The following is an 11,092-nucleotide window of genomic DNA, read 5'->3' on the forward strand; positions in this document are numbered from 1 at the left end:
ATCAAACTGCTGCGGGTAAAGGGGAAGGGCTGACCTGCCGACTGCCGGGACGCACCATCAGCATCGCGCTCATGCCCAGTGCAGTGGCCACCGCCGCCGCCACGAACATCGACGAGTAGCCATAGCGCACGGTCAGGTAGCCGGTCAGCATTGGCGCGATGAACGAAGCGGTGTTGGCGATGAAATGGGTCATGCCGCTGTAGGCTCCGACCCGGTTGGACGGCGCGGTGTCGATCACCACGGCCCAGTAGACCGAGTTGGGCAGCGCGTTGAGGGCGTTGGCCAGGGTCATCAGCGCAATCACGGCCCACACGGTCTGGGCCTGCGATACCAGGATGAAACAGAGCGTGGTCAACAGCAGGCAAGTCGCGGCCAGCCAGCTGCGTGCCACCTTCAGGTTGCCGGTGCGGCGCAACAGCAGGTCGGAGATCTTGCCGCCCAGGAGCACGGTGAAGCAGGCGCCGGTCCACGGAATCATGCCCATGTACCACAGCGACGAAAGGTTGTAGTGGAACTCGTCCTGCAGGTATTTGGGGGTCCAGGTCAGCAGCAGGAACGTCACGTACACGAACGAGAAGTAACCGACCGCATTGAGCAACAGGTCCTTGTTCTTGAAGAAATGCCATACCGGCGCAACGCTGGTGGTCGGGGTTGAAGCATTGGCTGCCGCGGCGCGTTCGCGTCGCAGGAAGTCGAGCTCGGCCTTGGACACCCGCGGGTTCTCGTCGGGGGTGTTGGTGAAGCGCGTCATGAAGAAGATCAGCAGTGCCAGGCTGACCACGCCCAGCACCACGAACATGCTGCGCCAGCCGCCAGTCAGGGTTTGCAGGCCCACCGCCACCGGGGCGGTCAGCAGTGCGCCCAGTGGTGTGCTGAGCAGTCCAACCGAGACCACGAAGCCGCGCTCCTTGGGCGTGGCCCAGTTGGCCACGCTCTTGTTGATCACCGAGTAGGCCGGGCCTTCGGCAAAGCCGAACAGCACGCGGATCGTGGCGAAACCGGCCATGGCCGAGCCGCCCATGAATGCCAGCCCGAGGTCGCCGGCAAACGCGGTGGCGATCTCGAAATCGACCACGTGGCACCCGCAATCAGCCAGATGCGCCTGGCGCCAAAGCGGTCCGCCATGATGCCGCCGATCAACGCCCCGAGGATGTAGCCGTAACCGAAGTAACCCAGGACTTTGCCCCAGTCGGCTTTGTCGAAACCGTACTCCGGGAGAATGCTCGCCGAGGCATAGGCAATCGCGCCGCGGTCAATGTAGTTGAGCAGTGCCATCAGCATGATCAGGAAGAAAATCTGGTAACGGAAAGACGGAATAGCTGCGCTCTTCATAGGGATCTGACTCTTCAAAATGATGGCAGAAGTCAAAAAGTCGGCCGCGTCCGGCGTATTTTTATTGTGTTGCCCAAACGTTTGGGTAAGCGAAATGTAGATACGCAAAAAGTTTTAGTCAATCGTTTGGGTAAAGGTTTATTTTCCGGGAAGAGGTCCCGGTTGAGGTAGAATCGCGCGCAGAATAATGGACGGTGGAAGCCTCTCAGACATGCCGAATCAATCTCGCCCCGCCACCCTGAAGTCCATGGCGACTGCACTCGGGTTGCACGTCTCCACGGTGTCGCGGGTGCTCAATGGCGACCCGACCGGGGTCGAGCGAGCGGCGTCGGCTGAGGTGGTGGCGCGTATTCGTACATTGGCCAAGGAGCTGGATTATCGGCCGAACACCCAGGCATCCAACCTGAAATTGCGCAAAAGCCAGGAGATCTGCGTGCTCATGCCACGCCTCACCGACCTGGTGATGGCGACCATTTATGACAGCATCGACAGCGCGGCCGAGGAGGCCGGCTACCTCACTTTCGTCTCCAATACCGACGACCTGCAGCCGCGCCAACTGGCACGTGCCGAGCATGCCTTGCGCCGCTCAGTGGCGGGGCTGATCGTGGGTGACTCGCACGTGGGTGAAAGCCAGCCCCTGCTCGATCTGCTCGCACGCAAGCACATTCCCTACGTGCTGGTCAGCCGGCAGATTGCCGGGCACCTCACGGCGGCCAGCGACGACGAATTGGGCGGCTGGTTGGCGGCCGAACACTTGTATCGGCTGGGCTGTCGCGATGTGGCGATCCTGGCGGGTGAACGGCATGCGTCCACCGGGGCAGATCGTACCCGCGGGTTCATCCGCTATTACCGTGAGCAAGGCGTCGCCCTGCGCCCGGAGTGGATCCTCAATGGTCCTTTCGACAGCCTCACCGGACACAAACAAGGCGAGTACCTGTTGGGGCTCAATCCACGCCCACAGGCGTTTTTCGCGGTCAACGACTTCCTTGCTATTGGCCTGATGGGCGCCGCGCGCGACAAAGGGTTGCAGCCGGGCAAGGACATTGCCGTGGTCGGCTTCAACGACATCCCGCTGGCCAATGAACTAATCGTGCCGCTGACCAGCGTGCGCCTGCAGATGGCACAGATGGGACGGCATGCGGTGGAGTTGCTGCTCAAGCGCATCAAGGGCGAGGCCGCAGAGTCGATCATCCTTGCGCCGCAGTTGCAGGTGCGGGCGAGTTCCTCGTTGTTGCGCCGCGATAACTGAGGAAACTGGCGACTTCGTCGTCCTCAACTCTATAGCAACCCACTCCAGTAACGACGGCGCGGCAACGCCTGGTTTCGTGTAGGAAAGAAACCAGGATTGGCGTAGGAAGAAACTTGGCTATACTATTTTCAGCTATAAGGATATTCCTGAAAAGTATAACGGCGCGATCTATCGCTTTCTATCCATGACCCTCTCCCATGGGGCCTGAGTAGTTGGCTGACGCTGTGAATTAGCCAAAAAAAAAGGAGCCCCGAACCATGAATCTTGCAACGAGATTCGGCCTCAAGACCAGCATCAGCGCCTGTGTGTTCATGCTGGCGAGCGCAGCAAACGCCGAGCCCCAAGGGCAGAAAATCTACACCCAAGGGGGCGGGTCCCCTGCAGCCATGGCCTGCGGCACCTGTCACGGCGCCAATGGGATGGGCACCGATAGCGCAGGATTTCCCCGTCTGGCAGGCCTGCCGCAGGGTTATCTGGTCAAGCAGCTTGAGGATTTTCGCTCAGGCAAGCGGGCCAACGCCGTGATGCAACCCATCGCATTGGCACTTGAGGATGCCGAAGGCAAGGCTGTTGCCAGCTATCTGGGTGCATTGGATATCGCTGCGCGCAGTGTTGATCCGGATCCCGCGAGAAGTCATGGCAGCGCTGCGGAAAAACTGGTCAAACAAGGAGACTGGAGTCGTAACATTCCAGCCTGTGTGGCTTGTCACGGAGTGGGTAACCGCGGTGTGGGAGAAAGTTTTCCTCCGCTCGTTGGCCAGTCCGGCGCCTACATCGCAGCACAGTTGAATGCCTGGCGCAGTGGTACGCGCAAGAATGATCCAAATGACTTGATGGGTCATATCGCGCGCTCGCTGAGCGACACCGAAATTCAAGACTTGTCAGCCTATTTCGCCAGCCTGAGCGGGGAGGCTAAACAATGAACTTTCCAGCGAAAATACTGCTCACCGTCGCGATAGCCGTGCCGCTTCTGGCTGCGAAGACGTATTACGAAGAGCGCGACATGGCGCCCCTGGTGAAGGAGCCGGTCGCACAGCCAAACGTTGGCAATGCTCACAAGGATTCAGTCGTGGCGGGTGAGCCGACCCAGCCATCCAGCCCTTCGGTATTTACGCCACCGCAAGAGTCGGAGCTGCCGGACAATGCATTCGGGGTGCTGGTGCGGGAAGGGCGGGATATTTTTATCAATACCCAGAAAAATGCCCCTGAGTTTGTGGTCAATGGACTCAACTGCAGCAATTGCCACCTCGATCAAGGTCGCAAGGCGGGGTCTGCTCCTCTTTGGGGAGCGTATGGCATGTACCCGGCCTATCGAAAAAAGAACAACAAGGTCAATACGTTTACCGAGCGCATGCAGGGTTGCTTCGAATTCAGCATGAACGGCAAGGCACCCGCAAGTGATAGCCATGTGATGAAAGCGCTCGGCACTTATGCCTATTGGCTCTCGACCAAAGCGCCGGTGGGCGAGGACCTTCCAGGGCGCCTCTATCCGGTTATCCCGGCACCGGAAAAAGGCTTTGATCTGGTTAAAGGGAAGCAGATTTATGCCGAACAATGCGCCATCTGCCATGGCGGGGAAGGGCAGGGCCAAAAATCCGCAGGCGTGTTCGTCTTTCCGCCGCTGTGGGGCAAGGACTCTTACAACTGGGGCGCGGGGATGCACCGTATCAATACGGCCGCCGGTTTTATCAAGCAAAACATGCCGCTGGGCAAGGGCGGTTCCCTGACTGATGACGAAGCCTGGCATGTCGCCGCTTATATCAATAGCCATGAGCGACCTCAGGATCCGCGTCTGGTCGATAACTCCGTTGAAAAGACGCGCAAGAAATACCATGAGGGCGACGGCGTAAACTTATATGGAGAGTCCGTCAATGGCGTGATGCTGGGGCAAGGCATCAACTGACCGACTCAACGCGGGAGCGACGCCGTGTGTGAACACGGCTTCGCGCAGCGCGCCATCTTCTGGCGAGCCTTCCATCTTGCAGATGCGGCATTAGCTCGCCGTACACCGAGCTAATGCCGCATCCGACGGTTGGACTTTTCCTCGAGCTGGATGGCGAAATCCATGGCCTCTCGGTAGCTATGGAAGTCCCAAGACTTGCCAGTGTATCGCTCGACGACCTGGAAGATGCCGAGCTTCATGGTCACCACCTGGAAGCGCACACCGCGGCGGGATTTCAGTCGATTGCGCCGGAAGAAATCGATGGGCGCTACATTGGAGTGGACGAGCAGGGTGCCTAGCTCATCGACGCGCTGCACAAAGGATGGATGCATGTCTGATCCTCTCAGTGGGGAGCCTGTATGCGTAAGCACTCGTGCCGCTAGTTGCTTGCCAATGCAGGCAGAGTTGAGTTCTGGACTAAAGGGTGATGGATCTATTGACGGGAGCACAAACGGTCCTGCCCTGAATCAAATAGATAAGTTCATTTTTGGCCATCGTGCCGGTTTTTTTGTTCCCATGCCGTTCGTCCAAAGTTCGGCGCTTGTTAGTGTCTTGCCGTATCTAATGTTCAAGCACATACCTCGCGCGTATCAGAACGGAGAGCCAACATGGACATTGATGAGAATGCTCCTGGAAACATATCTCAGAAGGGCGTAACGAGCGGTACGGATAATGAAGCAGGCCATGACCCCAGGCGCAAGGAATCTGAAGTACCGTTGCCTGCGGACGACGAAGCGCCAGTGGATGAAGAATTGGCGGATCTGGATGCCGATGGCGGGGGTGGATACGATCATGGCAACGGATTAAAGCCGTAATAGGTTGCGGTGGGACAGGCAGCCGGTGACATCGGCACGGCCTTCAGATCGTCTCGTCCGCTTCATCCGGGTGAGGCTTCAACTTGGCGCGGGTGTACTTGCCCGCCCTGACCGTGTAGCAGTTGCAGTTCGGCTATGCGCCAAGTTCGACGTAGCTGGACTCCCCACCTCCCGTCGCGCCCGACAACCAACCCCATACGAAGGTCAGAGTCGTACGTCCAGCGTGATCAACGCCTACCGTGCCACGAGACCAGCCGGCCAGAATCTCACCATCCGTCGTCAATCACTGAAAAAGAAGCTCCATGGTGTCGGGACCTGTCGCGCGTCCGACCTGATGACCCATGCGGATCCGGCCGCCTTGGTAAGTGCCCGATATGGCATCTATCTTAAGCCATTTTGGCGCGGCGCAGATCTGCAGCCAGACGCAAATCAAAAGCAAGATCAAAAGATCGCAGCCTCGCTTCGCTCGACAGCTCCTACGTGATCACCGGTGTACAGATGAGTTGTGGTCAGCGCCGCCCCCCTGTAGGAGTCGGCTTGCTGGCGAAGGCGTCTTCATGGGCGCTGCCAGGCTCGAGGCCGCGTTCGCCGGCAAGCCGGTCTCGCTCCCACAAAAGTCCCCCGACGCCAAGCGCGATAGCGCGGCGTCGAAAGAGGGGCGCACTCTTCTCAGGAAGCCGTATGGATTGTCAAAGTATTTGGTCGGAGAGGCCACTGAGGATCGGGCTTGTGGCGATGCTTACGTCCCATATATTGGGCTTATAATTCATATATTGAACTAATTTTGACTCTGGTTTATGGTCAGCCGTAACCAAGGACCCGACGGTGATCGGGCACCGAAAATAAAGACAATAAAAGGAATTCACCCCATGACCGGTCCTTCGCTGGACAGCCGTCTGCACGCCAGCACCATGAAGAAGCTCAATCTGAAGCTGATTCCGTTCCTGATGCTGCTGTACATGGTGGCTTACATCGATAAGTCGAACATTTCGGTGGCGGCGTTGACGATGAACGCCGACCTGGGTCTCAGCCTGCGGATGTACGGCATCGGCGTCGGATTGTTCTTCCTCACCTACATCCTGTTCGAAGTGCCCAGCAGCCTGATACTGACCAAGGTCGGTGCGCGGCGCTGGATTGCGCGGATCATGATCACCTGGGGCATCATCGCCGCGGGCATGAGCTTGATCCAGAGTGCCAACCAGCTGTACGTAATGCGCCTGCTGCTCGGCGCCGCCGAAGCCGGTTTCACCCCCGGGATCATCTACTACCTGTCGCAGTGGTTCCCGCGCAGCGACCGGGCCAGGGCCATGTCATGGTTCTACATTGGCGCGGCACTGGCGTCTGTGATCGGCCTGCCGTTGTCGGGCGCCTTCCTGCATCTGGACGGTCTGTTGGGGGTCAACGGCTGGCGTTGGTTGTTCCTGCTCGAAGGCATTCCGGCGGTGGTGCTGGGCATCGTGGTACTGCGTTACATGCCTGATTCGCCGGCAGCCACCCACTGGCTGGACAGCGCGCAGAAAGCGTGGCTCAGCCGCACCCTGCAGGCGGAACAGGCGACCACGGTGATCTCTCACAAAGACGCCTGGCACGTCGCCTTTCGCAGCCGCCAGGTATGGTTGCTCAGCCTGTTCTGGTTGCTGCAGGCCTTCGGCACCATTGGCGTAACGCTATTTCTGCCGCTGATCGTGCAGTCGGTATCGAAACAGGGCTCGTTTGTCGTCAGCCTGCTGTCGGCGATGCCGTTTTTCCTGGCCTGTGTGTTCATGTACGTCAACGGCCGACATTCCGATCGCTCCGGCGAGCGCGGCTGGCATTTGGGTGGGCCGCTGTTGCTGGCCGGGGTCATGCTCGGCCTGGCCGTATCCACCGGCAACCAGTGGCTGGCGTATGTGCTGCTGGTGGTGGCGGTCGGCCTGAACTGGGCGGCGACGCCTGTGTTCTGGGCGACCACCACCGAATACCTGTCCGGGCCCGCGGCCGCCGTGTCGATCGCCTTGATCAACTCCATCGCCAACATCGCCGGCCTGGGCCTGCCACCGGTGATGGGCTGGATCAAGGACGCCACCCATAGCTACGATTATGCCTTGCTGCTGGTGGCCGTCGCGTTGCTGGCCGGAGGCATGCTAGGCCTCTATCTGGGCGGCGAACGCAGCCGCAGGGCCACGCTTGTTGCTGCCCAGGAGGCGCATCGATGAAATTTACCGTGCTTAAAGTCGCGCATCTGCCGCCGATGCTCGGCGACCGGCTGAAGGCCGATTATGACGTGCTCGAGGGCAGTGAGAGCGGCGACGAATTGGATGCCACCCAGGCCCAGGGCATCCGCGCCCTCGTCGCCAATGGCGAGTCACGGGTGCGGGCAGGTTTGATCGATCGCCTGCCTGATCTGCAGGTGATCATCGTGTTCGGTGTCGGTTATGACGGTATCGACGTCGAGGCTGCCCGGGCCCGTGGCATTGCGGTCACCCACACGCCGGATGTACTCACCGAAGACGTCGCCGATTTCGCCATCACGTTGCTGCTCGGCACGGCCCGTCGCCTTGCCCAGGCCGACCGTTTCGTGCGTGAAGGGCGGTGGCAGCAAGGGCCGTTTCCGTTCACCCGCAAGGTCAGTGGCAAACGCCTGGGAATCGTTGGCCTGGGGCGGATCGGCAAGGCGATTGCGCAACGCGCCGCGGCGTTCGACATGCACATCAGCTACCACGGTCGGCGCCCGCTGGCGGTTGATTATCCCTATTACGCTTCGGTTACCGAACTGGCCGCGGCGGTGGATTTCCTGGTGGTCGCCGTGGGCGGTGGGGACTCGACTTATCACCTGATCGATGCCGGTGTACTCGATGCACTGGGCAGCGCAGGCATCCTGATCAACGTGGGGCGCGGCAGTGTGGTCGACGAGGTGGCGCTGGCACAGGCATTGGCCGAGGGTCGCCTGCTGGAGGCCGGGCTGGACGTGTTCGAGGATGAACCTCGGCCGCACGCTGGCTTGCTGGACCTGGACAATGTCCTGCTCGCGCCGCATATGGCCAGTGCCACGTGGGATACGCGCCGGGCGATGTCCGATCTGACCTTGGCCAACCTGGCCGCGCATTTTGCCGGTGAGCCGTTGCCTACGCCGATCCCGGGGTGACATGAAGACGCGGTGGCACGCGGTCAGAGCGTCTCGCTGATCCGCTCATATTCGGATTCCAACCAGGCTGCGCGGTCCCGAGCCTCCTCGAGGGTCGAGAATGAATCTATGTTCTTTCCACACTCGGTATCGACCGAGAACATCGCGGTGCCATGGGTAGAGTGATCTACGACTTGGAATTTCATGATGGGACCCTCAGGGCTGGAGCCGGGTAATGGGAAAGCGAAAAGGTCGTTCGAATCAGTGACGCCGGATAGGAATGAGCGCAATTGAGCGTCAGGGATCCGTTGGACCAGTCGGTGATTGTTGACTAGCGGTATCAATGGATCGTTCAATTGCGCAGAGGTTGAGAGTTTGCGCGACGAGATTCGCGTGATCGAGAACGCTCTTGATGACGAACACGATGTCTCGTCAGGTTTGGGAATTCAGGGAGGATTTTGATGTTTTGGTATGGCAGCGAAAAAAGCAGGTTTCGGGTTCAGCGCTGGATTTCAATCATCGTGCTGTGCGCAGGAGCACTTTTATTGATATCGAACATAGATCGGTACGTTTCATGCCAGGGGTCTGGGTACGGGATATTCAAGGGGCTCGTTGCAGTGGGTGTCGGAAGCCTCATGCTTTACTTTTCTGATAAGTGGTAATGGCGGGGCACAGCAGTGTTGGGCCGTCAGCGCTGATGCCCGAGTGGCTACCGCACAGATAAACGCGAGAGTAACCAAAAAAATCTTGGCCGCCATGCGGCAAGCTCGACGTAGCTGGACTCCCCACCTCCAGTCGCGCCGGACAACCTATCCCATACGAAGGTCAGAGTCGTACGTGCTGCGTGATAAACGCCTACCGTGCCACGAGACCAGCCGGCCAGCATCTCACCATCCGTCGTCAAGCACTGAAAAAGAAGCTCAATGGTATCGGGGCCTGTCGCATTCCAGCCTTCGATTATCTTAAGCCATTTTGTCGCGGCGCAGATTTGAAGCCAAATGCAAAGCAAAGCAAAGCAAGATCAAAAGATCGCAGCCTCGCTTCGCTCGACAGCTCCTACGGGGCAGGACCGGCGTGCTGGCGCCGTCCTGAAAAAAAGTATCAGTCAGCCTTACCTCACGCGTTAGCCACGACCCTCCTTCGATGGGATTCTTGCCTCGGCGCTCGCCGGTCCTGTTACGCGCATGTCGGCTGCGGCTTTACCTACAAATACAAAAAAAGGAAACACCATGGTCACTCGCGAATCGTCTCGAGGGTTGTTGCTGGGCATGCCTGTCTGTCTGATATGGGGTTACGTTGCCATTGCTCTGTTCATGACAGGGGACGGCATTGAGCTGGCCTTCCTGTCGCGGTACATCGTCGACCTGGGTTTCACGCCGACCCAGGCTTCCTTGCTGTTCACCGTGTATGGCCTGCTCGCAGCCTTGTCCAGCTGGAGTTCCGGTGTGCTGGCCGAGACCTTCGGCCCGCGGCGGATCATGTTGGTCGGCGTGGTGGCCTGGCTGGTCTTCCATGGGTTGTTTCTGACGTTCGGCCTGAGCGCACAGAACTACCCGTTGATGGTGCTGTTCTACGGCATCCGCGGGCTTGCCTATCCCTTGTTCATCTACGCATTCCTGGTCTGGATTGCTCAGGTTACGCCCGGTGCTCGCCTTGCTTCAGCGATGGGTTGGTACTGGACAATGTATTCCATTGGTATCGGTTTTCTCGGGACGTACCTGCCGAGCCTGAGCATCTCGCGGATCGGCTTTATCGGCACGCTGTGGATGGCGACACTCTGGGTCGCGCTGGCGGCGGTGTTGATTGTGTTCATGGTCAAGGATCGAGGCGCGGCGCGCGAGGGCACGCCTGCACGCCTCGCCGAACGTTTGCGCGAGTTGAGCCGAGGGGTCACGATCCTGTTCGATCAACGCAGCATTCTGATCACGGCCATCGTGCGCATTATCTGCAACCTGACGCTGTTCGGTTTCCCGGTCATCATGCCGCTGTACCTGACGTCGGCCGAGATCGGTTTCACCATGGAGCAATGGTTGCATCTGTGGGGAGTGATGTTCATCGTTACCATTTTCACCAATGTGATCTGGGGATGGGTCGGTGACCGGATCGGCTGGCTACGGCAGATGCGCTGGTTCGGTTGTGTCGGCGGTGCGCTGGCGACCCTGGCGTTCTATTACGTGCCCCTGATGTATGGCGCCCACTTCGAACTGGCCATTGTCGCCGCGGTTGCACTGGGCATTTGCGTCTCGGCGTTCGTGCCCATGGGTGCGGTCTTTCTGGCTATTTCCCCCGAGCGTAAGGGCGCGGCCATTTCTGCCCACAACCTGGCCGCCGGGCTGTCGAATTTCATGGGGCCGGCCATCGCGACCCTGACGATTTCCTGGCTTGGGGTGCAAGGGGTGGTGTGGGTCTATGCATCGTTGTACCTGGTGGGCGCAGTGTTGACCTGTTTCATTCGTGTCGAGCAACCCGGACTCGGGACGCACGCCGAGCCGGTTCCCCATTTCCCGGTCCGGGCCAGTCCTGAACAAGCCATTTGAACAACGCTATGCGCCGGATAACGCCACTCTTCTGAGTGGCGTTTTTTTACGTTGCCACCACCACCGGGTAAGTCATCCGCCGCTCCCACAGATCAGCGTCGCAGACGTATCTTC

The 11,092-nt window shown here is 59.3% G+C and carries 10 protein-coding genes and 2 pseudogenes; 7 read left to right on the top strand and 5 right to left on the bottom strand.

What is annotated here, in order from left to right:
* Window position 1: 1 nt before the first annotated feature.
* The gene (locus tag ACA062_RS12045; RefSeq protein ID WP_497457406.1) at window positions 2–1,021 is read right to left on the bottom strand and encodes an MFS transporter; all 1,020 of its coding nucleotides are present in this window, start codon (window positions 1,019–1,021) and stop codon (window positions 2–4) included.
* Window positions 943–1,332, bottom strand: coding sequence for an MFS transporter (locus ACA062_RS12050; protein WP_497456558.1), 390 nt, complete (start codon window positions 1,330–1,332; stop codon window positions 943–945). Before ACA062_RS12050 ends, ACA062_RS12045 begins: the two co-directional genes overlap by 79 nt.
* Window positions 1,333–1,543: 211 nt before the next feature.
* On the opposite strand from ACA062_RS12050, the gene ACA062_RS12055 reads away from it, so the two are divergent.
* From ACA062_RS12055 to ACA062_RS12065, 3 genes are all read left to right on the top strand, one after another.
* Window positions 1,544–2,581, top strand: coding sequence for a LacI family DNA-binding transcriptional regulator (locus ACA062_RS12055; RefSeq protein ID WP_497456559.1), 1,038 nt, complete (start codon window positions 1,544–1,546; stop codon window positions 2,579–2,581).
* Window positions 2,582–2,838: 257 nt separating this feature from the next.
* Entirely contained in the window at window positions 2,839–3,504 is a 666-nt protein-coding gene (locus ACA062_RS12060; RefSeq protein ID WP_497456560.1) for a c-type cytochrome, read from the top strand.
* The gene (locus ACA062_RS12065) at window positions 3,501–4,484 is read left to right on the top strand and encodes a c-type cytochrome (RefSeq protein WP_497456561.1); all 984 of its coding nucleotides are present in this window, start codon (window positions 3,501–3,503) and stop codon (window positions 4,482–4,484) included. The genes ACA062_RS12060 and ACA062_RS12065 overlap by 4 nt, the downstream gene beginning before the upstream one ends.
* A gap of 110 nt (window positions 4,485–4,594) precedes the next feature.
* Here the strand turns inward: ACA062_RS12065 and ACA062_RS12070 are convergent, their stop codons facing one another.
* A complete protein-coding gene (locus ACA062_RS12070; RefSeq protein WP_497456562.1) occupies window positions 4,595–4,855 on the bottom strand; it encodes a hypothetical protein in 261 nt (86 codons plus the stop codon).
* Window positions 4,856–5,131: 276 nt separating this feature from the next.
* Between ACA062_RS12070 and ACA062_RS12075 the strand changes: the two genes are divergently transcribed.
* Entirely contained in the window at window positions 5,132–5,338 is a 207-nt protein-coding gene (locus tag ACA062_RS12075; RefSeq protein WP_497456563.1) for a hypothetical protein, read from the top strand.
* A 133-nt stretch (window positions 5,339–5,471) separates the two neighbouring features.
* Here the strand turns inward: ACA062_RS12075 and ACA062_RS12080 are convergent.
* Window positions 5,472–5,720, bottom strand: a pseudogene (locus tag ACA062_RS12080) (avidin-fold protein); the annotation flags it as partial.
* 487 nt (window positions 5,721–6,207) lie between these two features.
* On the opposite strand from ACA062_RS12080, the gene ACA062_RS12085 reads away from it, so the two are divergent.
* Together ACA062_RS12085 and ACA062_RS12090 are read left to right on the top strand one after the other, a co-directional pair.
* Window positions 6,208–7,533: an MFS transporter gene (locus tag ACA062_RS12085; RefSeq protein ID WP_497456564.1), complete on the top strand. Its 1,326-nt coding sequence runs from the start codon at window positions 6,208–6,210 to the stop codon at window positions 7,531–7,533.
* A complete protein-coding gene (locus ACA062_RS12090; RefSeq protein ID WP_497456565.1) occupies window positions 7,530–8,462 on the top strand; it encodes a 2-hydroxyacid dehydrogenase in 933 nt (310 codons plus the stop codon). The genes ACA062_RS12085 and ACA062_RS12090 overlap by 4 nt, the downstream gene beginning before the upstream one ends.
* 688 nt (window positions 8,463–9,150) lie before the next feature.
* On the opposite strand, the pseudogene ACA062_RS12095 reads toward ACA062_RS12090, so the two are convergent.
* Window positions 9,151–9,381 (bottom strand): annotated as a pseudogene (locus ACA062_RS12095) (hypothetical protein); the annotation flags it as partial.
* Window positions 9,382–9,670: 289 nt separating this feature from the next.
* On the opposite strand from ACA062_RS12095, the gene ACA062_RS12100 reads away from it, so the two are divergent.
* Entirely contained in the window at window positions 9,671–10,978 is a 1,308-nt protein-coding gene (locus ACA062_RS12100; RefSeq protein WP_497456566.1) for an MFS transporter, read from the top strand.
* The last annotated feature ends 114 nt before the right edge of the window (window positions 10,979–11,092 follow it).

It is taken from the genome of Pseudomonas sp. LBUM1679, from assembly GCF_059695565.1.

Bases quoted from the DNA above. Each gene is read 5' to 3' on its own strand.
- ACA062_RS12045 (WP_497457406.1), bottom strand. From the start codon at position 1,021: ATGGGCGGCTCGGCCATGGCCGGTTTCGCCACGATCCGCGTGCTGTTC.
- ACA062_RS12100 (WP_497456566.1), top strand. From the start codon at position 9,671: ATGGTCACTCGCGAATCGTCTCGAGGGTTGTTGCTGGGCATGCCTGTC.
- ACA062_RS12085 (WP_497456564.1), top strand. From the start codon at position 6,208: ATGACCGGTCCTTCGCTGGACAGCCGTCTGCACGCCAGCACCATGAAG.
- ACA062_RS12050 (WP_497456558.1), bottom strand. From the start codon at position 1,332: ATGAAGAGCGCAGCTATTCCGTCTTTCCGTTACCAGATTTTCTTCCTG.
- ACA062_RS12055 (WP_497456559.1), top strand. From the start codon at position 1,544: ATGCCGAATCAATCTCGCCCCGCCACCCTGAAGTCCATGGCGACTGCA.
- ACA062_RS12090 (WP_497456565.1), top strand. From the start codon at position 7,530: ATGAAATTTACCGTGCTTAAAGTCGCGCATCTGCCGCCGATGCTCGGC.
- ACA062_RS12070 (WP_497456562.1), bottom strand. From the start codon at position 4,855: ATGCATCCATCCTTTGTGCAGCGCGTCGATGAGCTAGGCACCCTGCTC.
- ACA062_RS12065 (WP_497456561.1), top strand. From the start codon at position 3,501: ATGAACTTTCCAGCGAAAATACTGCTCACCGTCGCGATAGCCGTGCCG.
- ACA062_RS12060 (WP_497456560.1), top strand. From the start codon at position 2,839: ATGAATCTTGCAACGAGATTCGGCCTCAAGACCAGCATCAGCGCCTGT.
- ACA062_RS12075 (WP_497456563.1), top strand. From the start codon at position 5,132: ATGGACATTGATGAGAATGCTCCTGGAAACATATCTCAGAAGGGCGTA.